Genomic DNA, 22,232 nt, shown 5'->3' with positions numbered 1-22,232 from the left:
ACAATCCCCAGACCGCGGCAAATTGCCGCACTCACGACTCTCGCCCCATGTCCGACTTCAATTTGCCCGCATTGCCCCAGCGCATCACCCTCGCTGGCGGTTGTTTTTGGTGCCTCGACGCCGCCTACCGCCCGCTGCGCGGTGTGCTGCGCGTGGAGTGCGGCTACAGCAATGGCACGACGCTGCGCCCCAGTTACCGTGAGGTCTGCACGGGGCAGACCGGCCATGCCGAAGTGATCCGGCTGGATTTCGACCCCGACGTGCTGAGTCTGGACACGGTGCTCGAGGTATTTTTCGCCATGCACGACCCCACCACTTTGAACCGGCAGGGCAACGATGTCGGCACGCAATACCGCTCGGGCATCTACACCCATGACGCAGCCCAGCTCGCCGCCGTGCGCGCCTATGTGCAAGGCCTGCGCGATCAAGCGCTTTTCACCGATCCCATCGTGACCGAGATCGCACCGGAAGCGAACTACAGTCCCGCCGAGTCCGAACATCAAGACTATTTCACGCACCATCCCTATCAGGGCTACTGCGCCGCGGTGATTGCGCCGAAGGTCGATAAGCTGCGCCGCCAATACGCCGCCTTGCTGCGTAAGGATGCATGAGCGCGGTACAGGCCGCGGGCAGCCCGCGCGTAGGCATCGCCGAATGGTTTCGTGTTTCGCTGGGCGCAGTGCTGGGCGTGGCCGCCGTGGGCGCGATCAGCCAGTGGGTCGAAGGCGCAAGCGGCTGGACGCAGCTGGCGTGGTTGGTCGCCCCCATCGGCGCCAGCGCCGTCATTGTGTTTGCGCTGCCCAGCAGCCCGCTGGGACGGCCCTGGTCGGTGATTGGCGGCAACACCCTCGGTACGCTAGCGGGAATTACCTGCGCCCTCTGGATCGGCCCGCCTTGGCTGGCAGCCGGCATGGCCGTCGGCGGAGCGATTGCGCTGATGCTTCAGGCGCGATGCCTGCACCCGCCAGGCGGCGCGGCGGCCTTGCTGGCGGTGTTGACCCACACCACGGACTGGCGTTTTGCCTTCATGCCAGTTGCCTTGAACTCCGCGCTGCTCGTGCTCTGTGCCCTGTTGTGGCATGCGGCCACGCGCAGACCGCACCCCGCCCCGCAGCCCGCGGCTGACGCCGTGTTGCCCAATGCGGACGAACTCTCCAGCGCCATCGACGCCGCGGTGGCCCGCTACGGCGAAGTGCTCGACATCGACCGCGCCACCCTGCGTGGCCTGCTCGAAGACGCCCAGACGCAGGCCTACCAACAGCGGCTGGACAGCGTGCGCTGCAGCGACATCATGCAGCGTGACGTGCAGACCGCCCGCCCCGATGACAGCGTGGCCGACGCCCTGCATCGCCTGGAAGAGCATGGCATCAAGGCGCTTCCCGTGATCGACGCACAGAGGCAGGTCATCGGCATCGTCACCGCGGCCGATCTGCGCACCGACCCGGATGCAGCGCCCAGCGCCATGCGCGAGTCGGCCACACCCGTTGCCGCGCGCATGACGCGGCGGGTGCAGGTGGTGTCTGCAGCACGGCATCTGTCGGAGCTGATTCCGCTCTTCGCGGGCAGCGGCCACCATCACATTCCGGTGGTCGATGACGCCGCACGCTTGGTTGGCATGATCACGCAAAGCGACGTCATGCGCGCCCTGCACCGGCCCGCGCAGCAAGGACACCCGGACACGACAGGGTAAAACCGCCCCAGTCCGCCCCCCTTGACGTCAGACCGCAAGGGGATGAGGCCCGCGGCTCCAAGCTGCCCTGCGGCAGCTTGGACGGAGCCGAATCCGAGCGGCTTGCAAGCCGCGAGGTGGATGAGGCCCACGCTCCAATCCACTCTGCGACAGCCTGCGCGGAGCCGAATCCGAGCAGCTTGCAAGCTGCGAGGGGGATGAGGCCCACGCCCCAATCCACTCTGCGACAGCCTGCGCGGAGCCGAATCCGAGCGGCTTGCAAGCCGCGAGGTGGACAAGAAAACTTGGGGCAGACCTGGGGTTTCTCATAAGGCACGGACGCGACACAGGCCCTTCACATCGCAGTTAAGAGTTATAAGATAACGTAACACTCGAATCGTTCTCAGACGTTTCTTCTGCCCTGTCCTCCATGCCGAAAACCCTCAACCCCTTGCCGCAATTGCGGCCTCTGGCGCTGGCGTTATTGCTCGCGCAGACCATGCCCGCGCAGGCGCAGGCCGCTGGCGAGACCCCCTCCTTGCCTGCGATTGATGTCGTCGCTGCCCCTGTCATTGGCGCACCAGGCGCGCCGACGGTCGATCTGACCGGGCCGCAGCTCCTGCTGCGCCAGGGCGAGTCGAGCACCCTCGGCGCCGCGCTTTCCGGTCTGCCGGGACTGACCTCGACCTGGTACGGGCCGAACGCCGACCGACCCGTCGTGCGCGGGCTCGATGGCAACCGGGTGGACATCCTGTCCAACGGTTCACCGCTGCTCGACGCCTCCGCCGCGAGCTATGACCACAACGCCCCGCTCAGCCCGCTGGCGGCACGCGCCATCGAGCTGTTGCGCGGTCCGCAAGCCCTGCCCTACAGCGGCGGCGCGGTCGGCGGGGTGGTGGACGTGATCGACGACGCCATTCCCACCGCGCCCTTGCGCGGCGTCGAAGGTCTCGCTCAGCTCCGCGGCGACAGCGCGTTTCCTGGCGGATCGGCGGCGTTTTCGCTCGACGGCGGCAACGGCGCGCTCGGCCTGCACGCCGACGGCTATAAGCGTCGAGCCAGCGACTATGTCGCCCCAAACGGTGCGCAGGCAGAGTCGATCGTCGATGGCCGGGTGCGCAACTCCGCCGCCGACGGCTACGGCGGCGGTCTGGGCGGCGGGGTGACCGGCCGCTGGGGATTTGTCGGCCTTTCGGTGCGCAGCGATGCCAACCGCTATGGCACCATCGTCGATCCCAACGTGGAAATCGACATGCGCTCCGAACGCACCAGCTTGCGCGGGGAACTGCGGCATGTACTCGGCGCCGAGGCGCTCGCCCTGGCTTACACCCATACCCATTACCGCCATACCGAACTCGACTCCGGCCAGCCCGCGACCCGGTTCGTCAACCAGGGCGACACGCTGCGGCTGTCGCTGCGCCGCCGCTTGGCCGGCATCGACTTGCAACTGGGTTTGCAGGCGCTGCGATTGGACTTTTCCGCGCTGGGGGACGAGGCCTTCCTGCCGCAGACCCACACCCGCAATACCGCGGTTTTCGGCCTGGCCAGCGGTGCCAGCGGGCGCTGGGCCTGGTCGGCCGGGACGCGACTGGAAAGCGCGCGGGTGAGTTCAGACGGTGAAGGCGCCACGGGAATCGCCCGCTTTGGCGCCGCCAGCGCGCAGCGCTTCACGCCGATGAGCGTGGCGGTGCAGGCGCAATACGCGCTCACGCCGCAGGTGGCGCTCACCAGCACGCTTGCGCACAACGAGCGCGCGCCCAGCTACGACGAGCTCTACGCCAACGGCCCGCACGACGCCACCGGCGCCTACGAGCGGGGCAACCCCGCGCTGCGCAAGGAGCGCAGCAACAGCGTGGAACTGGGCGTGAAGGTGGAAAACGCCAGAGCGCGCTATTCCGCCACCGCCTTTCTCACCCGCTACAGCAATTACATCGGGCTGGTTCGCGGGGGCCAAACCGTTGATGGCGATGGAAATCCGGTGCCGCCGGACACGCCAGATTTGCTGCCGGAATTTCTCTACGTCGGCGTGCAGGCGCGCTTTTCCGGCATCGAAGCCAGCCTGTTGCAACCCCTGCTCGACCAGGGTGGGCAGCGCTTGGATCTCGCCGCACGGCTCGACTGGGTGCGCGCCGACGACCTGACCAACGGTCAGCCGCTGCCGCGCATCGCCCCGCTGCACTTCACTCCGGCGCTGAACTACACCCGCGGCAACTGGAGCGCGCGCGTCGAAGCACAGATGGCCGCACGGCAAAACCGCGTGCCCAGCAGCGATCTGCTCGGCCCGACTCCTGGGTCTGTGCGCGTCAACGCCAGCCTGACGCAGCGCTTCACGGCAAGTGGCCGCACCGGGCTGTGGTTCGTCAAACTGAACAACCTCCTCGACCAGACGGCTTACAGCGCCAGCGCGATCGACACCCTGCGCCAACTCGCGCCGCTGCCCGGACGCGGCATCGCCGCCGGGGTGCAGATTAGCCTGTGAGCGCTGCTTCAGCGCGCCTGCTTGAGCATGATCTGAATCTGCGCACCCGAGGGCACGCCGATCATCATGTCGGCGCGGCCATCGGCCTTGCGCCAGATCATCACCGGCACGCCAAACAGCTTTTCGCTGTTGTAAAGCGCGAGATTGGCCGCCAGCTCGGCGCGTACCTTGGGGGTGATGGACTCCGCCGGTTCGATGCCGCCGCCGGGTTGGCCGTTGGCGGCGAAGTCGTAGTCGTTCTCGTTTTTGTGAAAGGCCGTCAGCGGATCGGGCGACTGCAGAATGGCCGCCGCCTTGGGCAGGCTGCTGGGGGTGAGCATGCCCAGCGGAATCCAGCGGAACTGCACCCCGTCCTTGCCCACGAAGGCGCGCAGCTTCTTGAACAGCTCATGGCAAAACGGGCAGTTCGGATCGAAAAAAATGTAGAGCGCGCGCTGCCCCGTCCCCTCGGCGATGAACGTGGCCTTGCTGATATTCGCCAGAATGCCCTCGGCCTGCCGGGCGCTTTGCGCCCGGGCGGCGGGCCAAGCAGCCATCAACGGGGCGGCCGCCAAAACCCGCAACAAATGACGGCGATGAATGGATTGAGGCGAAGGCATGTGGGTCTCCCTGTTGTATGGATGGATCAACAGCGTCAATAATGCCGCAGAATTTCACCCTCAGCACACTGTCCACCATGATGCTCACCCTACCCGCCGCGCATAGCGCCTGGACCCAGCCCAATTTCGGCGCTGTATTGCTGGCCGAGTTGCAACAGACCGGGGCGCTGATCGGCCCGTTGCAGCAAGGCATACGCCGCGGCAGCCACGCCCTGATCGACGACGTCAGCCTGATGGTGCTGCAGCGCAGTGAAGGCGACGACGATCTGCGGGTGAAGGCGGGGCTGAGCTACTTCAGCATCATTCCGGGCTGCGCCTGCGAAGCCGACCCGACGCCGATGAGCGAGCTGCCCGAGTATGTGGAACTGCGCGTCGCCATCCGCCGCATCGACAGCGCGGCCACACTGGAACTGCTCGACGACTGACGCAACTGTTCAAGATTCAAGGCGCCAGGCGTTGGCGCTTCCAACGGCCATCGGCCTGTAGCGCATACGCCAGTCGGTCGTGCAGGCGGGAGGGCCGCCCCTGCCAGAACTCCCAGGCATCGGGAATCAGACGGTAGCCGCCCCAGTGCGGCGGACGCGGCGGGCTGATGCCGTAGCGCAGCCCGTATTCCGCGGCGCGTTTGAGCAGAGTGCCGCGTCCGTCGATGGGCTCGCTCTGCGGCGAGGCCCAGGCGCCGATGCGCGAGGTCAGCGGTCGGCTGGCGAAATAAGCGTCCGACTCTTCGGCGCTGACCTGCTCCACCCGCCCCTCGATGCGCACCACCCGCTCGAGCTCTACCCAGTGGAACTGCAGCGCGGCGAAGGCGTGCGCGGCCAGCTCACGGCCCTTGCGGCTGTGATAGTTGGTGTACCAGACAATGCCGCGCGCATCGACGTGTTTGATCAGCACCACGCGGGTGGAGGGGCGGCCGTTTTCGCCCACGGTGGCCAGGGTCATGGCATTGGGCTCGGGCACCTGTGCGTCCATGGCCTGCTGCAGCCAATGCTCGAACTGTTTGAGCGGATCGGCCTCGGCGTGAGCCTCGTCCAGTTCGGCCCGGCTGTAGTCTTTGCGCAAATCGGAAAGTGATTTCATGCAGGGAGTATAGAAATGGAGCCCGGCAGGCTCCTTGCGGAGGATGTGACTGAAGTCACAATCATGTATCAAAATTTTTCAATATTGCGTTCGATCAATATCAATCAGCGACCGCGCGCCCACAATTCCATACCATTTTTCTCAACTATTACCCACACCATGTCCACGACTTCCGCACCGCAATCCGCCGAACCGGCGCACGCCAGCAGTTGGCTGGCCCACTTTCCCATCACCCTGTTCGCCACCGTCATGGGCACGACCGGCCTGGCCATCGCCTGGCACAAGTCGGCGCAGGTGCTCGCCATGCCGCACGGCGTGGGCATCGGCCTGAGCTATGTCGCGCTGGCGTTGTTTGTCTTGCTGCTGCTGGGCTATGGCGCCAAGGCCCTGCGCTACCCCGGCGAACTCAGGGCCGAGTTCAACCACCCGGTGCGCATCAGCTTCTTCCCGGCCATTTCCATCAGCGCGCTGCTGCTGTCCATCGCCTTTTTGCATGTGCAGCCCGTCTGGTCGCAGGCCATGTGGTGGGGCGGCATTACGCTGCATCTGGTGTTCACCGTGGTCATCATGTCGTCGTGGATTCACCACACGCACTACCAAATCCAGCACTCCACACCGGCCTGGTTCATTCCGGTGGTGGGCAACATACTGGTGCCCATTGCCGGCATGACGCACGGCTCGCCCGAAATCTCTTGGTTCTTTTTCAGCGTCGGGCTGGTGTTCTGGATCGTGCTGCTCACAGTGATGATGAACCGCTTTTTCTTCCACCCGCCGGTGCCCGCCAAGCTGCTGCCCACGCTGTTCATCCTCATCGCACCTCCGGCGGTCGGCTTCCTGTCGTATCTGGCGCTGGACGGCGGCGTGATCGACAACTTCGCCCGCGTGCTGTTCTATGTGGGGCTGTTCACCACCCTGCTGCTGTTCTATCAAATTCCGCAGTTCCGCAAGGTGCCGTTCTTCATGTCGTGGTGGGCCTATTCCTTCCCGCTGGCCGCTATCACCATCGCTTCACTGACCATGGGCAGCAAGATTGGCAGCGGCTTTCTCATGGGCTTGGGCGGAGCGCTGCTGGCGCTGACCTCCGCGCTCATCGCCCTGCTCGTGGTGCTCACCCTCAAGGCCATCGGGGACGGCAAGGTGTTCATCCCGGAATGAGGGCGGACTTGCTGGGGCGCGACTCAGGGTAACTGTGCTTTACAGGCGGCGTGACGCTGCTTAATGTGAAGCCGTGACTTTGAAGCCGCCACCCCAAGGAGGCCGCCGTGTCTGAAAAGAGCGCCGTAGTTCCTCATGCGCCTTGCGCACGGCCGTCCTCGACGTCAAGGCGGCGTCTGTTGCGGCTGGCTCTAGTGTGGCCTGCCGCGACCCTGCCGCTGTTTTGGCAGTCCCCCGCGGCAGAGGCGGCGAATTCCAGCGCGGAATGGTCGGCCGACCCCGAGGCGGCCCGGGCGGCCAAGCTGTTCAAGGCGATCGGCTCGGCGTATTGGATTCAGGAGGGCGCCGGGCCGCGCATCGTTTACATCTTTTTCGATCCGAATTGCCCGTTTTCGCACAAGCTCTACCTGGCCACGCGGGCGGAGGTCGGCAAAGGCGGATTGCAGTTGCGGTGGATTCCGGTGGGGCAACTCGAAGCCAGCAGCCCGGGCAAGGCCGCGGCCATTCTCGCCGCACCCGATCCGCTCAAAGCTTTCCACAAAAACGAGGATGACTGGAACTTCGGCGACAGCCCGGCAGGCGGCATCCGCCCCCTGGCCCACCCCGGCGCCCGGGTGCTGCACCAGCTTCAGACCAACGCCGCGCTCATGCGTCAGGCCAATTTGCACACCTTTCCGGTCATGCTCTATCGCACCGCCAACGGCCGTGCCCACCTGATCGTCGGCCTGCTGCCGGAAGATGCCATCGCAACCGTGCTGCGCAGCGCCAGTTGACGCGCGGTCCTGAGCTACTTCACGCTCGCGAGGATGTCCTTGAGCTGCTGCGCATCAGGCGGGCCGACGACGAGCATGGCGTCGCCCTGTTTGTCGCGGTAAAGCAGGGTGGGCACGCCCGGCGATTTGGTGGCTTCGAGCAAGGCGTTGTTGGCGTTGAGGATGGCGCTTGTGGCGGGCAGTACTTTGCTGGCCGGGGCGATGCCGCCGCCCTGCCCTGTGGGCCCTTTGCCGTAGGTGTTCTCGTTTTCGTGAAACGCTTTGAGACGGTCTGGCGCCTGAAGAATGGCGGCGCCTTTGGTCACGCTGGTGGGGGTGAGCACGGCCACGGGCACCCAGCGAATCTCCAGTCCGTCCTTGCCCACTTTCGGGCGCAGGTTGGTGTAGAGCTCGTGGCAGTAGGGGCAGTTGGCGTCGAAAAAGATGTAGATCACGCGCGGCCCACGGCCTTCGGTGATGATCGTGGCCTTGCCCATCTCGCCGAGCACTTTGACGGCGTCGGGGTTCTGGGTCTGCTGGGCGCTGGCAAAAGGCGCCAGACCCATGACGCTGGCCGCGACGACGGCGGCAAAGGCGGTGCGCAACGCAGCACGGCGGTTGAGAGTCATGGGCAGTCTCCTCGTCTTGTGGGATGTTTGTCGGCGCAGTATGCCGCAAACACAGCGCGCGCGCAGAAGACCTGAGGCCGAGCTCCAACGCTTACTTGGCCGACGCCATCTGCGCTTTGAGCCGGGCCAGATCGGCGTCCACCCCGGTGGAGGTGCGCAGCTTATCGAGCGCTTTCTCGGTGCTGTCGCGCTGGTCCAGCGGATCGCTGAGGATGCCGGCCTCGGTCATGCCCTCCAGGGCTTCGGCCTTGGCCTGCATCTGTGAGGTCTTGTCCTGCGCGCGGCGCATGGCGTCGCCGGCATCGGCCAGTCCCGCGCCCAGACCGGTGAGCGACTCGGACACGCCGACCTCGGCGCTGGCGGCTGCCATCTGGGTTTTCATCACCTCTTTCTGAGTGCGGAACTGTTCGATGCGGTCCTGCAGCTTGCTCTCGTAGGCGGTGAGCTTCTCGGCCTGCGCGGCCACGCTGTCGTGCGCCTGTTGCAGCGAATCGATCTTTTGCTGCGCGGCCTGCTTTTCGCCCAGAGCGGCGCGCGCCAGGTCTTCGCGCTGCGCCTGCAGCGCCATGCGGGCGTCGGCTTCGGCCTTGTCGGCATCGTGCTTGGCGGCGGTCATCTGGTTTTCCAGCGAGATGCGTTCGGTGATCACATCGGCCAGGTGCCGCTTGGTGTCCTGCAGCGTGGTGACCATTTTTTCGTAAGACAGATCCAGCGTCTGCGCCGGGTCGTCGGCGTGGTTGAGAAAGGTGTTGACGCGGGCTTCGAGAATTTCGGCGGCGTGTTTGAACAGGGTCATGAGAGTTCTCCTTCAGGTCAAAGATGGTTCAGTCGTTCACTGGAATGACGAGTTGCGGGTTGAGCGCATCCACCAGCGCGTCGGCCTGCTCCATCGCCTTCACCGCGGTACCCACGGCGAAGAACTCGATGACATGCGGCTGCCAGTTGTGCGAGCCTTCGTGCAACTGCACGCCGGTGATGCCGTCGGCCTGCGCGGCGGCGGCTTCGTGCTGCATGCGCTCCATCGCCAGTTCTCGGGCGTCGTACATGGCCTGGGTGAACTGCGCCAGCTCCACGTTGTTGCCCAGATTGCCGAGCGAGCGCAGCGCACCCTGGTGGGCGACGTGATAGACGCACGAGCCCATGACCATTTCCATCGGCCGGTAGCCCGACTTGAGCAGCATCCAGAAGTCCTGCCCCGACAGGTCGGAGGTGAAGGGCTTGCCGCCCACGCCTTTGAAGCCGGGGTCGCCGGTGCGGTGCGCAATGGCGGTGCCGATGGCCATGAACTCCAGAATGTCCTTGTCCCATTCCATGCGCTTGACCTCCAGCCGCAGGCCGACCACGCCGTCGGCGCGCAACAGAATGGCCTCTTGCTCCATGCGGCTCATGGCGAGTTCGCGCGCCTGATACATGGCTTGCGACAACACGTCCATTTCCATGCTGGTGGACCACTGGCCGTACTGAATGCCGAGGTGGTAGACGCAGGAGCCGACCACCAGGCCCAGCGGCTCGAACCCGGCCTGGCGCACCATGACGAATTCATTCACCGACAGGTCGGAGGTGAAGATGCCCTCATGGCTACCCTGGGCGCGCAGGCCCTTGAGCCGCTCCACCGCGTGGGGCGCGAGTTGCTCGGCGGCGGAGGCCGCGGGAGTTTCGGTCTGAGGCAATGCGGTTCTATCGTTCATGATGGTTTCCTAGGGTTGGGAGCGAGGGGCTTCGAGCTGACGGTCCGCCAGGCTGAATGTGGGGCAGACGCGGGAGCGCAGCGGACGGTTGCGCTCGTAGGCCACGGCGGTGCCGATGGCGATATAGCGGCACTGAAAGCGCGGCGGCTCGCCGCCATCGCCCTCTTCGCGCGTGAGTTCGGTGTATTCGGTATGCGCCAGCACCGAGGCGTTCAGCCTTTGGCCGTCGCTGCGCAGATGTTCAATGGCGCTCAGACGCACATGCTGCTGAAAGGCCGAGAGCTCGCTCAGTTCAGCATTGCTCCACAGCGCACCGGCCTGATACGCCGTCTGCGCCGAAGCGCCGAAGGGCGAGCTGTTCATCATCCCGAACCCCGCGCCGTAGGCCGAGGCACGCGGCAGATACCAGTCGAAGTGCGCGCCGATGGCAATGCCCACGGGCACCGCCCCATCATCGAGCAGACGCACGAAGTGCAGCGCCGACACCGTGGCCACCGCCGGGTCGGTGGAGGGCGGCAGACCGCGAATGCGCACCGCGGTGCCGGTGAGCGCGAAATCCACATCGTTCGGCCCCTGCCCGGCATGCGCCTGCAAGGTCACGTCGACCACTGCGTTGGCGCCCAGCAGCGCGGCCTCCAGCCGCAGGCGGTCGAGGGCGTGATGCCAGCCGTCGTAGTGCCCGTCCGACCAGGAGTAGTCGAAGTGGTACCAGCAATTGCCGTTGACCATGCCGAGCGGCTCGATGCCGTGAATGCGCTGCGCCAGCATTTCCGCCGCGGTGGCGGTACTCACCCAAGGCAGCTCGCGCCGCGCCGTGGCGGCCAAGCGGGCCTTGACGAATTCGGGCAGGTCATTGCCGGGTAGCGCCTCGGCCCAAGCCTGCTGCCGCGCCAGTTCATCGGCGCTGAGTGCACGCGGTGCGGCCAGGGTGTGGGCGGACGCGGTGAGCCCGTCCACCGCATGGCGCGCGTCCTGCGCGACGCTCTCGGCGCGCTGCTTCAAAGTGTTCCAGAGTGACATGCCGTGCTCCTAGTGCATCAGAAAATCATGCAGCGACTGGCTGGCGCGCTGCAGTTCGCCGGACTGCGAAAACAGCGCTGCCAGCAGGCTCTGCATCCACCCGGCCAGACTCAGTTCGTCGCGCTTGAGGATGACCCCGCCCACCACCCGGGCGCGCTGGGTGTGCACCCCGGAAGGATGGCGTTCGAGCAGGTAATGAAACTCCTCGGTGCGCACGGTGATGCTCTGCACATGGCTGGTCTTGGCGAACAGGCCGTCGCGCTTGCGCACCACATCCACCTGGCCCGGCAGATCGCCTTCGAGGCGCGCAGCCAGACCCTCGACAAAGGCCTGGATGTCGGCGCTGGAGCGGCGGATCCAGGCGGCTTGCAGATCGATCTGGTTGGCGTCGTCCGCGCCGGGATCGGTGGGATTCAGAGTGTCGTTCATAGGTGGGTCATGGGTGGGGAGCGTGGTGAGGGAACATCGAGGCCAGCCGCGGCGCGCGGGTGCCGCGCAAAATCACCGGAACCACCGGCATGTCGGCCCGCACCGCCGCCTCGAACGGGCCGAGGTGAAAGCCGAGCAGGCCGGGGTCGCGGCGCAGCTTGCCGCTGGAGGTCTGGCGCACGGTGTGCAGCGGGGCCAGCACCCCCTGTCGGGCGCGCCGAACATCACCACACAGTCTTTGTGCACCCCGGCCAGCTCGCCCACGGAGAGTTCGACTTGGCGCGGATAAATATTGCGCCCGCCGCGAATGATGAGGTTTTTCACCCTGCTGGTGATGTAGGTCTCGCCCTCGACGCGGTAGGCCCGGTAGCCGCTGTCGAGCCAGCCGTCGCGCGGCAGCGTTTGCGTCGGTTCGAGCTCCACCGTTGCCGCGTGTGCCCCGGCGCTGCTCGGCGGCCCCTGGCCATTCTCACTGCTCGCAGATTCCATGTCCGGCTCCCGCCAAGCCGCGTTCGCCCTGCTGGCGCCGCGGGTTTTGCTTCACGCTCAATCATGGGCGATGGCTGTTGGATCGGCAGCGTCCAGAAAAGTGCGGTGCCTTAAGACTCGCCAAAGCGAAGCCAGGAATGTCGTCTGAGAGCGCCCCCAGACCTGCCGCGTTCGCGTCAGGCCCCCCGAGGGGGACGAGCAACCTCAGGGCCCGATCGACTGCAGCCACGCCCGCAGGGCAGCCTGATCGCGCGGGGCGCCCATCGCGAGTTGTGCTAGTCCGTTGCGGTCGCGATAGACCGCCAGCGGCACGCTTTCATACACCCCGGCCTGTTTGAGCACGCCGACATTGGCCGCGAGGATGCGGCCGGTGGCTGCCGTGATTTGCCCCTCACCCGGTAGCGCCGACGCAGGGCGGTTGGGGTCGAGCCCATGTTCTTCGGTCGCGCGAAACGCCTGCAGCCGGTCTTTGGCCTGCAGGATGGCGGCCGCCTTGGCCGCGCTGCTCGGCGCAAGAATGGCCACGGGCACCCAATCGACCTGCAAACCGTCTTTGCCAACGTAGGGGCGCAGCGTGCTGTAAAGCTGTCGGCAATAGGGGCAATTGGGGTCGAAGAACACGGTGAGCACGCGCGGGCCTTCACCTTCACGAATGCGCGTGGTCTTGTGCAACTGCGCGAGCACCTGCGCCGCGGCCCGGATGTCGGGCGCAACCCCGGTCTGCACCGCGGGCGAAGCCGCCTGCTGCTGGGCCTGAACGGGTAGAGCGCCCAGACAAAAGGCGGCACCGCCGAGGCAAAGAAGTCGAGAACAAAAACGTGATCGGACCATGGCATCGCCTTTCGCAACTCAGGAAGTCATCCTGATCAGCCACTCACTTTGCGATACGCGGCCAGCAAGGCGCTGTGGTTGACGCTGGCTTCGAAGTTGGGGCCTAGGGCGCCCAGTCCCCAGAGGCGCTGTTCCTGGTTGAGCAGCGCAAGGGCAAGGTCGAGGGTATAGCTGCCGTAGAGCAGGCGCAGCGCAGGGGCGTAGAGTGAGAGGGTGTGAACGAATCCGCCATGCCCGCTCGTCGCACCCAAATCGTCCCACTCGGCGTTGCAAATGCGCGCCGTGCCGACGGGCACGGCTGTGCTTTGCGCCTTGATTGGAACCCTTTGGGCGCGCTGCTCGGCCACGCCGGATTCATTCACACCCTCTGAGGCGTCCTGCAGCTTGAGCAGATCGGCGATGCAGCGAAACACCTTGAGCCGTTCCGGGCTACGCTGGCCATACTGGGCGATCCAGGCGCAGCCTTCGAGGATGGCGTCGTCGTCGCCGCTGGCCAGCGCCAGCAGCAACTTGAGTTCGCCGATCTTGAGCCCGGCCCAGGCGGTCTCGGGGTCGGGGGCGAGACCAATGAGCACGCTCACCGGGCGTTCGTCGGCCAGTTCCAGTTCGACGATTTGGTCGTAGAGCGCAACGCATTCGTCCCCGGACAATTCCGGTAAGCGGGCGATGTCGGCGCGCAGCGCAATGCCCACACTGTTGTTCTCGTATTCGAGTTCGTCCACCGTATAGATTTCGCTCACCCCGGGCACCAGGATGCGGCAGGCGTAAACGCCGAGCTGGGTGAAGTCGGCAACAAAGATCTGATGACCCTCGGCGTGCAGCGCGGCCACTGACCAGTGGTAATCCTGTTCGGTGGAGGCGCCGAAGTTCCAGTCGGCAAAAGCGAAATCGGGCGTGCTGCGCAAAAACTCCCACGACAGCACGCCACTGGAATCGACGAAATGGATTTCCAGGTTTTGCGGATCGGCGATCTCGTCACGATCGAAGCCGGCCGCGGGAAATCCGGCCAGCGCGTCGAGCGCGCGGCCCTGCAGCAATTCGGTGAGGGCGCGCTCCAGCGCGATCTCGAAGCGCGGGTGCGCGCCAAAGCTGGCGAAGCAGCCCTGATCGCCGGGGTGCAGCAGGGTGACGTTCATCACCGGGTAGCGCCCGCCGAGCGAAGCGTCTTTCACCACGATGCCGAAGCCCGCCTCGCGCAGGCCGCGGATGCCGGCGGCAATGTGCGGGTAGCGCGCGATCACGTCCTCGGGCACGTCCGGCAGACATAGCGCTTCGCGGATGATGCGGAACTTCACATGACGCTCGAAAATCTCTGACAACGCCTGGGTGCGCGCTTCCATCAGCGTGTTGCCAGCCGACATGCCGTTGCTCACATACAGATTGCCGATGAGGTTGACCGGAAAGTAGGCGGTCGCGCCGTCGGACAGGCGCTGATAGGGCAGCGCGCAAATGCCGCGCGCCTCGTTGCCAGAGTTGAGGTCGACGAGCTGCGCGGCAGGCACCGCTTCGTGCGGGTTGTAGAAGGCGCGCAGCTCGGGGTTGAGCAGCCCCTCGGGCCAGGCGTCGCCGTTCAGCGGGAACCAGCGCTCACCCGGCGCATGCACATGCGCACGGTGGGCTATTGCCTCGCCCAGGTAGAAATGCGTCCAGAAATAATGGGTGGACAAGCGCTCGACAAACTCGCCCAGCGCGCTGGCCCGCGCCGCCAGCTCGGAGGCGCCCTTGCCGTTGGAGAACAGCAGCGCGCAGTCGTGATCGCGCACATGCACCGACCATACGCCTTCCACCGGGTTGAGCCAGGAGCGCTCTTCGAGGTGAAAGCCCAGCGCGCTCAGCTTGCCGCGCAGCGTGGCGATGGACTGTTCGAGCGAAGCGTCCTTGCCGGGAATGAAATGTTCGGGGGAGGTCATGGGCGGGGCCGGTGGAGAAGGGCGCTCAGCATAGAGCCTGCGCCCGCCGCCCCGCTGTGCGCTGTGGTTAGCTCTCGGAGTTTGGCTTGGCGTTGCCGGAGGGAACGGAGTTCGGCGGCGCAGCGCTACCGTGATCTTCGCCCGGCGCATCGGTACTGTCGGGTTTATTGGCCTTGCGCTGCAGTTTTTCCTGCTTTTTGCGCTCTTTGGCGAGTTCTTTCTGACGCTTTTCGTAGGAGTAATTTGGCTTGACCAATGGGGTGTCCTGGTGAATGGTGAAAGAGGCCTTGCAGCCACTGAAGACTTTGGGGCGCGAAGCGGGAATATCACATGCTATCGAAGGTCGCGGCCCGGACTCGCCGCATCAAGCACTCTTCGCGTCGAGACGGTGCTGCGTGGCCAGTTCCATGATGCGCTCCAACTCGGCATCGCGAATGCCGATGTCGCGCAGCGCCTGCGCAGTGCGCGCGACGTAATCGAAAGTGGTGCCGTAGCGGCCACGGCAGGTGCGCAGAATGTCGAGCAACTGCGCGTCGTCTAGTTCACCGGTATAGCTCGGGCTGCTGGGCCGCAGGGTGAAGGCCAGCGCCTGCACCACGCCCTGCGGAGTGCGGCAGGCAATCCAGCGCGGGTCATAGACGGCGCGAGGCATTTCGCGCTTCCACAACTGGCGCAGTTCGCGCTCGGCCCGACTTTGGGGCACGCGCAGGGCAATGCCGCTGCAGGAACCGCCGGACATCAGTGCGAACACCAGGCCGGGCGCTTCTTCCGTGCCCCGGTTGATGCGCGACCACATGCGCAGCGTGCGCCGCCAGCCCCAGACTCGCGCAGGCCGCACTTCGTCATGCACGACTTCCGGGTTCCAGATCAGCGAGCCGTAGCCGAACACCCAGAGGTCGCCATCAGGGCGGCTGGCCAGCGTGGCCTCAAGCATGTCTTGCGGATCCCGCCCCGGAAACTGGGGCAGGCCGTGATCGTCATCGGCTTCGCGCATCATCCCGGCATTGTCCGAGAAACCCGGCTGCACCGACCCTATATAGATCAGAAAACGAACGATCCGTAAGGGTCGGACGCTGCATCAACGTGGCAACACGGTGCTGCCCATCAAAAACCGGTCGATCTCGCGCGCGGCCTGGCGGCCTTCGCGGATCGCCCACACCACCAGGCTCTGACCACGGCGCATATCGCCCGCGGCGAACACCTTGGGCACATTGGTGGCGTAGCCGGTTTCGTCTTCGGTACCCGCCTTGGCATTGCCGCGCGCGTCCTTGTCGATGCCGAAGGCGTCGAGCACACTGCCCACCGGATGCACGAAGCCCATGGCCAGCAGCACCAGATCGGCAGGCAGGGTGAACTCGCTGCCGGGCACTTCCTGCATGCGGCCGTCTTTCCATTCGACGCGGCAGGCCTTGAGCTGCTTGACCTTGTTCTTGTCCTTGCCGGTTCCGGGGATGAACTCCTTGGTGGCCACCGCCCAGTCGCGCGAGCAGCCTTCTTCGTGGCTGCTGGAGGTGCGCAGCTTGATCGGCCAGTACGGCCAGACCAGCGGCTTGTTCTCTGCCTCAGGCGGCTGCGGCATGACCTCGAACTGTGTAACGCTGGCCGCGCCGTGGCGGTTACTGGTGCCCACGCAGTCCGAGCCGGTGTCGCCGCCGCCGATCACCACCACATGCTTGCCCGTGGCCGTAATCTGGTTTTTCAACTTGTCTCCGGCGTTGACCTTGTTCTGCAGCGGCAGAAACTCCATGGCGAAGTGAATGCCATCGAGTTCGCGGCCCGGCACCGGCAGATCGCGGGGAAACTCGGCGCCGCCGGTCAGCAGCACCGCGTCGAAGTCGGCCTGCAACTGAGCGGGAGTGAGGGTCTCCTTGGCCCAGTTGGCCACGGTGGCGCCGGGGCCGTCCTTGGGCAGTTCGGCCACCAGCACGCCGGTGCGGAAAGTCACGCCCTCGGCCTGCATCTGCGCAATGCGACGGTCGATATGGCTCTTTTCCATTTTGAAATCGGGGATGCCGTAGCGCAGCAGACCGCCAGCGCGGTCGTTCTTCTCGAACACGGTGACGGCGTGTCCCGCACGGGCGAGTTGCTGTGCCGCCGCCAGCCCTGCCGGGCCGGAGCCGACCACGGCCACGGTCTTGCCGGTTTTGTGCGCTGGCAGTTGCGGCGTCACCCAGCCTTCGTTCCAGCCCCGGTCGATGATGGCGTGCTCGATGGACTTGATGCCCACCGGCGCTTCATTGATGCCCAGGGTGCAGGCCGCCTCGCACGGCGCGGGACAGATGCGCCCGGTGAACTCGGGGAAGTTGTTGGTCGAATGCAGCACGTCGAGCGCGCGCTTCCAATCGCCCTGCCACACGAGGTCGTTGAAGTCGGGAATGATGTTGTTGACCGGGCAACCGTTGTTGCAGAACGGAATGCCGCAGTCCATGCAGCGCCCAGCCTGCGTCTTGGCCTTGTCTTCCGGCAGTTCGTGGACGAATTCCTTCCAGTGCTTGAGCCGCGCGGCGGGGGCTTCGTACTGTTCTTCCTGCCGCTCGAATTCCATGAATCCGGTGATTTTTCCCATGGTCGATCCTTGTTCGTGGTGCTTGAACGATGCACTTCAGTTATTTGGCGGGCACGCTGGCGTGGCCGACGGGCGCTTTGGCTTTATCCGTGGCGGCCTGCGCCTCGCGCTTGGCAGCCATTTCACCCAGCGCCCGCTTGTACTCGTGCGGGAATACTTTGACAAAGCGGCCGCGCGCCTCTTCCCAGGTGTCGAGCAATTCACGCGCGCGCTGCGAGCCGGTCCAGCGCAGATGGTCTTGCAGCAGCTTCCGCAACTGGGCTTCGTCGGTCTGGCCGCGGTGCCATAGCGCTTCGGCCTGCTGCGCTTTCTGCTCGGCAGCCGCAAGCACCTTGTCGAGCGCCACCATGGAGGTATTGCAGCGCTTGGCGAACTGGCCGTCCACGTCGTAGACGTAAGCCATGCCGCCGCTCATGCCGGCAGCGAAGTTGCGGCCGGTTTCGCCCAGCACCAGCACCGTGCCGCCGGTCATGTATTCGCAGCCGTGGTCGCCCGTGCCTTCGACCACGGTGGTCGCGCCGGAATTGCGCACCGCGAAGCGCTCGCCCGCCACCCCGCGGAAAAAGGCTTCGCCTTCGATCGCGCCGTAGAGCACGGTGTTGCCGACGATGATGTTGCTCGGCGCGTCGCCACGGAAATCGAGGCTGGGGCGCACCACCACGCGGCCGCCCGACAGCCCCTTGCCGGTGTAGTCGTTGGCTTCACCGATGAGGTAGAGCGTGATGCCGCGGGCGAGGAAAGCGCCGAAGCTCTGGCCGCCCGTGCCTTCCATCTGGATGTGGATGGTGTCGTCGGGCAGGCCGTCATGGCCATAGCGCCGCGCGACTTCGCCGGAAAGCATGGCGCCCACGGTGCGGTTGACGTTGCGCGCGTTCTGGATGAACTGCACTTTCTCGCCGCGTTCGAGCGCGGGACGGGCGCGTTCAATCAGCACATGATCGAGCGCCTTGGCCAGGCCATGATCCTGCTCTTCGGTCTGACGGCGCGGCACGTCGGCCGGCACATCGGGCTGATGGAACACGCGGCTGAAATCGAGCCCGCGCGCCTTCCAGTGCTCGACGCCCTTGCGCGCGTCGAGCAGCTCGGTGCGTCCGACCAGATCGTCGAATTTGCGCACGCCGAGCTGGGCCATGATGGCGCGCACTTCCTCGGCGATGAAGAAGAAGAAATTCACCACATGCTCGGGTTTGCCGGAAAACTTTTTGCGCAACGCCGGGTCTTGCGTGGCCACGCCCACCGGGCAGGTGTTGAGGTGGCATTTGCGCATCATGATGCAGCCCTCGACCACCAGCGGCGCGGTGGCGAAGCCGAATTCGTCGGCGCCCAGCAGCGCGCCGATGACCACGTCGCGGCCGGTCTTGATCTGGCCGTCCACCTGCACGCGGATGCGGCTGCGCAAGCGGTTGAGCACCAGGGTCTGCTGGGTTTCGGCCAGGCCGATTTCCCACGAAGACCCGGCATGCTTGATGGAGGACAGCGGCGAGGCGCCCGTGCCGCCGTCATGCCCGGCGATGACCACATGATCGGCCTTGGCCTTGGCCACCCCGGCGGCCACCGTGCCCACGCCGCTTTCGGCCACCAGCTTGACGCTGATGGACGCGCGGGAATTGGCGTTTTTCAGATCGTGGATGAGCTGGGCCAGATCTTCGATGGAATAAATGTCGTGGTGCGGCGGCGGCGAAATAAGGCCCACGCCCGGCACCGAGTAGCGCAGCATGCCGATGTACTCGGACACCTTGCCGCCGGGCAACTGCCCGCCCTCGCCGGGCTTGGCACCCTGCGCCATCTTGATCTGAATCTGGTCGGCGCTGGCCAGGTATTCGGCGGTGACGCCGAAGCGCCCCGAGGCGACCTGCTTGATCTTGGAACGCAGCGAATCGCCTTTTTTCAGCGGAATATCGCTGACGACGCGCTCGGCGCCGAGCACGCTGCCGAGGGTGTCGCCGTCCCGGATGCCGCTTGAACCCGTGCGCATTTCAGGCCGGTAGCGCAGCGGGTCTTCGCCGCCCTCGCCGGTATTGCTCTTGCCGCCGATGCGGTTCATCGCCACCGCCAGGGTCGAGTGCGCTTCCGTGGAAATGGAGCCCAGCGACATGGCGCCGGTGGCAAAGCGCTTGACGATCTCAGCGGCCGGTTCCACCTCATCGATGGCAATGGCCTTGCTGGGGTCGATCTTGAACTCGAACAGGCCGCGCAGGGTGAGCATGCGACGCGACTGGTCGTTGATGATCTGCGCGTATTCCTTGTAGGTGTTGTAGTTGCCGGCGCGGGTGGAATGCTGCAGCTTGGCGATGGCGTCGGGCGTCCACATATGTTCTTCGCCGCGGGTGCGCCAGGCGTACTCGCCGCCAGCATCGAGCATATTGGCGAGCACGGGCGAATCGCCGAAGGCTTCGCGGTGCATGCGCAGCGCTTCTTCGCCCACCTCGAACACGCCGATGCCTTCGACCTGCGTGGAAGTGCCGGTGAAGTATTTGTCCACCAGCGCGCGCGACAGGCCCACGGCCTCGAAGATCTGCGCGCCGCAGTAGCTCATATAGGTGGAAATGCCCATTTTGGACATCACCTTCTGCAGGCCCTTGCCGATGGCCTTGACGTAGTTGGCGATGGCCTTCTCGGCGCTGAGATCGCCCGGCAGGTCTTTGGCCATTGCCGCAATGGTGTCGAGCGCCAGATATGGGTGCACCGCTTCGGCGCCATAGCCCGCGAGCACGGCGAAATGATGCGTTTCGCGCGCGCTGCCGGTTTCCACCACCAGCCCGGTCTGGGTGCGCAGGCCGTGGGCGGTGAGGTGCTGATGCACCGCGCTCAAGGCAAGCAGCGCGGGAATGGCCACCTGCTGCGCGCTCATGTGGCGGTCGGTGATGATGAGAATGTTGTGACCGCTCTTGAGCGCATCCACCGCTTCGGCGCAAATGGACGCAATGCGCGCCTCGATGCCTTCATGCCCCCAAGCCACCGGATAGCAGATGTCGAGCTCGAAACTGCGGAACTTGCCGCCGGTGTGCTGGGCGATGGAGCGCAGCCGCGCCATGTCGTCGTAGTCGAGCACGGGCTGGCTGACTTCCAGCCGCATGGGCGGATTGACCTGATTGATGTCGAGTAGATTGGGCCGCGGGCCGATGAAAGACACCAGCGACATCACCATGTTCTCGCGGATCGAGTCGATCGGCGGATTGGTTACCTGCGCGAATAGCTGCTTGAAGTAGTTGTAAAGCGGCTTGGCGCGGTTGGACAGCACCGCCAGCGCGGCGTCGTTGCCCATCGAACCCACCGCCTCGTCGCCCTTTTCGGCCATCGGCGCCATCAGGAACTTGAGGTCTTCCTGGGTGTAGCCGAAAGCCTGCTGGCGGTCGAGCAGGGGAATGGGCGAGGGCTCGGCGTGGCCCAGATGATCGAGGTCGTCAATGCGGATGCGCAGGTTTTCGATCCACTGACCGTAGGGACGCGCACTGGCGAGCTGGCTCTTGATTTCCTTGTCGTCGATGATGCGGCCGGCCTCCATGTCGATGAGGAACATCTTGCCCGGCTGCAGACGCCACTTCTTGACGATATGGCTCTCGGAAATGGGCAGCACGCCCGACTCGGACGCCATGATGACCAGATCGTCGTCGGTCACGATGTAACGCGCCGGGCGCAGGCCGTTGCGGTCGAGCGTGGCGCCGATCTGGCGTCCATCGGTAAAGGCGATCGCGGCGGGGCCGTCCCACGGCTCCATCATCGCGGCGTGATACTCGTAGAAGGCGCGGCGGCGCGGGTCCATCAGGGTGTGCTGCTCCCACGCCTCGGGAATCATCATCATCATGGCGTGCGACAGCGGGTAGCCCGCCATCAGCAGCAGTTCCAGACAGTTGTCGAAGCTCGCGGTATCGCTCTGGCCGGGGTAGATCAGCGGCCAGAGCTTTTGCAGATCGGCGCCGAGCACCGGCGAAGACACGGCGCCTTCGCGCGCGCGCATCCAGTTGTAGTTGCCCTTGACGGTGTTGATCTCGCCGTTGTGCGCCACCAGCCGGTAGGGGTGCGCCAGCGGCCACTCGGGGAAGGTGTTGGTGGAAAACCGCTGGTGCACCAGCGCCAGCGCCGACACCACGCGCGGGTCTTTGAGGTCTTTGTAATACTCGCCCACCTGATCGGCCAGCAGCAGGCCCTTGTACACAATGGTGCGCGCCGACATCGACGGCACGAAATACTCTTTGCCGTGACGCAGATCGAGCTTCTGGATGGCGTGGCTGGCGGTCTTGCGGATGACGAACAGCTTGCGCTCCAGCGCGTCGGTCACCATCACATCCGGGCCGCGGCCGATGAACACCTGGCGGATCACCGGCTCCTTGGCCCGCACCGTGGGAGACATCGGCATTTCGGCATCGACGGCCACATCACGCCAGCCGAGCAGTACCTGGCCTTCGGCACGGATGGCGCGCTCGATTTCCTGCTCGCAGGCCAGACGCGAAGCCTGCTCGCGCGGCAGGAAGATCATGCCCACGCCATACTCGCCCGGCGGCGGCAGTTCCACGCCCTGCGCCGCCATTTCTTCGCGGAAAAAAGCGTCTGGAAGCTGTATCAGGATGCCCGCGCCGTCGCCCATGAGCTTGTCGGCCCCCACCGCGCCGCGATGGTCGAGGTTCTTGAGAATGAGCAGACCGTTTTGCACGATGTCGTGGGACTTCACCCCTTTGATGTGCGCCACGAAACCCACGCCGCAAGCGTCGTGCTCGTTTTGCGGGCAATAAAGCCCGTCGCGGGACAGGGCGGCGATTTCGGCGCCAGGGGCGGAATTTAGGGGCGTGGACATGGCAGGCTCCGCAGTGAGTCAACAAGAGTGTGCGAATTTACTGCATCGCAGCACGCGACGCAACAAAAATTCACTATTCTGTCCCTATTAAATAGTAGAACTTGAAATCGACAAAATTAAAAAGGGACAGATTATTCTCACTGA

20 protein-coding genes are annotated in these 22,232 nt (G+C 65.3%); 6 read left to right on the top strand and 14 right to left on the bottom strand.

Annotated features, from left to right (window positions below; all coding sequences use genetic code 11):
• The first annotated feature begins 47 nt into the window (after nt 1-47).
• The 3 genes from msrA (at nt 48) to B3H47_RS11460 (ending at nt 4,148) form a co-directional block, all read left to right on the top strand.
• Complete coding sequence (gene msrA / locus B3H47_RS11470; RefSeq protein ID WP_276708171.1) at nt 48-611, top strand: peptide-methionine (S)-S-oxide reductase MsrA; 564 nt, start codon at nt 48-50, stop codon at nt 609-611.
• Entirely contained in the window at nt 608-1,690 is a 1,083-nt protein-coding gene (locus B3H47_RS11465; protein ID WP_013104963.1) for an HPP family protein, read from the top strand. The genes msrA and B3H47_RS11465 overlap by 4 nt, the downstream gene beginning before the upstream one ends.
• A 409-nt stretch (nt 1,691-2,099) precedes the next feature.
• Nucleotides 2,100-4,148 carry a TonB-dependent receptor gene (locus B3H47_RS11460; protein WP_286987078.1) on the top strand — a complete coding sequence of 683 codons (2,049 nt, stop codon included), beginning with the start codon at nt 2,100-2,102 and terminating at the stop codon, nt 4,146-4,148.
• An 8-nt stretch (nt 4,149-4,156) separates the two neighbouring features.
• Here B3H47_RS11460 and B3H47_RS11455 read toward each other — a convergent pair whose 3' ends face one another.
• The gene (locus B3H47_RS11455; RefSeq protein ID WP_286987077.1) at nt 4,157-4,747 is read right to left on the bottom strand and encodes a thioredoxin fold domain-containing protein; all 591 of its coding nucleotides are present in this window, start codon (nt 4,745-4,747) and stop codon (nt 4,157-4,159) included.
• Between the two features lie 41 nt (nt 4,748-4,788).
• Here B3H47_RS11455 and B3H47_RS11450 point away from each other — a divergent pair, with 41 nt between their 5' ends.
• Nucleotides 4,789-5,172 (top strand): hypothetical protein, encoded by a 384-nt coding sequence (locus B3H47_RS11450; protein WP_286987076.1) that lies wholly within the window; start codon nt 4,789-4,791, stop codon nt 5,170-5,172.
• Between the two features lie 16 nt (nt 5,173-5,188).
• On the opposite strand, the gene pdxH is transcribed toward B3H47_RS11450, so the two are convergent.
• Complete coding sequence (gene pdxH / locus B3H47_RS11445) at nt 5,189-5,827, bottom strand: pyridoxamine 5'-phosphate oxidase (protein ID WP_286987075.1); 639 nt, start codon at nt 5,825-5,827, stop codon at nt 5,189-5,191.
• A gap of 159 nt (nt 5,828-5,986) precedes the next feature.
• On the opposite strand from pdxH, the gene B3H47_RS11440 reads away from it, so the two are divergent.
• Nucleotides 5,987-6,982, top strand: coding sequence for an SLAC1 anion channel family protein (locus B3H47_RS11440; RefSeq protein WP_276710347.1), 996 nt, complete (start codon nt 5,987-5,989; stop codon nt 6,980-6,982).
• A gap of 107 nt (nt 6,983-7,089) precedes the next feature.
• A complete protein-coding gene (locus B3H47_RS11435; protein ID WP_286987074.1) occupies nt 7,090-7,755 on the top strand; it encodes a thioredoxin fold domain-containing protein in 666 nt (221 codons plus the stop codon).
• 14 nt (nt 7,756-7,769) lie between these two features.
• Here B3H47_RS11435 and B3H47_RS11430 read toward each other — a convergent pair whose 3' ends face one another.
• The 12 genes from B3H47_RS11430 to B3H47_RS11375 form a co-directional block, all read right to left on the bottom strand.
• Entirely contained in the window at nt 7,770-8,363 is a 594-nt protein-coding gene (locus B3H47_RS11430; RefSeq protein ID WP_286987073.1) for a thioredoxin fold domain-containing protein, read from the bottom strand.
• 91 nt (nt 8,364-8,454) lie between these two features.
• Complete coding sequence (locus tag B3H47_RS11425) at nt 8,455-9,159, bottom strand: PspA/IM30 family protein (protein WP_286987072.1); 705 nt, start codon at nt 9,157-9,159, stop codon at nt 8,455-8,457.
• 28 nt (nt 9,160-9,187) lie between these two features.
• A complete protein-coding gene (locus tag B3H47_RS11420) occupies nt 9,188-10,051 on the bottom strand; it encodes a heavy metal-binding domain-containing protein (RefSeq protein WP_013104955.1) in 864 nt (287 codons plus the stop codon).
• 9 nt (nt 10,052-10,060) lie between these two features.
• Entirely contained in the window at nt 10,061-11,071 is a 1,011-nt protein-coding gene (locus tag B3H47_RS11415; protein WP_276710332.1) for a hypothetical protein, read from the bottom strand.
• Nucleotides 11,072-11,080: 9 nt separating this feature from the next.
• Nucleotides 11,081-11,500, bottom strand: a complete 420-nt coding sequence (locus tag B3H47_RS11410) for a hypothetical protein (RefSeq protein WP_156054518.1) — start codon at nt 11,498-11,500, stop codon at nt 11,081-11,083.
• 7 nt (nt 11,501-11,507) lie between these two features.
• Nucleotides 11,508-11,702: a hypothetical protein gene (locus tag B3H47_RS11405; RefSeq protein WP_286987071.1), complete on the bottom strand. Its 195-nt coding sequence runs from the start codon at nt 11,700-11,702 to the stop codon at nt 11,508-11,510.
• 491 nt (nt 11,703-12,193) lie between these two features.
• Nucleotides 12,194-12,820, bottom strand: coding sequence for a thioredoxin fold domain-containing protein (locus B3H47_RS11400; RefSeq protein ID WP_276710323.1), 627 nt, complete (start codon nt 12,818-12,820; stop codon nt 12,194-12,196).
• 35 nt (nt 12,821-12,855) lie between these two features.
• Nucleotides 12,856-14,730, bottom strand: a complete 1,875-nt coding sequence (ycaO, locus tag B3H47_RS11395; RefSeq protein WP_286987070.1) for a 30S ribosomal protein S12 methylthiotransferase accessory factor YcaO — start codon at nt 14,728-14,730, stop codon at nt 12,856-12,858.
• 67 nt (nt 14,731-14,797) lie between these two features.
• Nucleotides 14,798-14,986: a hypothetical protein gene (locus tag B3H47_RS11390; RefSeq protein ID WP_013122443.1), complete on the bottom strand. Its 189-nt coding sequence runs from the start codon at nt 14,984-14,986 to the stop codon at nt 14,798-14,800.
• A gap of 108 nt (nt 14,987-15,094) precedes the next feature.
• Entirely contained in the window at nt 15,095-15,727 is a 633-nt protein-coding gene (locus B3H47_RS11385) for a gamma-glutamylcyclotransferase (protein WP_041608352.1), read from the bottom strand.
• An 81-nt stretch (nt 15,728-15,808) separates the two neighbouring features.
• The gene (locus B3H47_RS11380; protein ID WP_276710460.1) at nt 15,809-17,296 is read right to left on the bottom strand and encodes a glutamate synthase subunit beta; all 1,488 of its coding nucleotides are present in this window, start codon (nt 17,294-17,296) and stop codon (nt 15,809-15,811) included.
• A 40-nt stretch (nt 17,297-17,336) separates the two neighbouring features.
• Nucleotides 17,337-22,088 carry a glutamate synthase-related protein gene (locus B3H47_RS11375; protein WP_276710457.1) on the bottom strand — a complete coding sequence of 1,584 codons (4,752 nt, stop codon included), beginning with the start codon at nt 22,086-22,088 and terminating at the stop codon, nt 17,337-17,339.
• Nucleotides 22,089-22,232 lie beyond the last annotated feature (144 nt).

The organism is Thiomonas sp. UBA7699 (assembly GCF_002482605.1).
Classification (GTDB): domain Bacteria; phylum Pseudomonadota; class Gammaproteobacteria; order Burkholderiales; family Burkholderiaceae_C; genus Thiomonas; species Thiomonas arsenitoxydans.
This window is presented reverse-complemented; position numbering and strand designations above follow the sequence as displayed.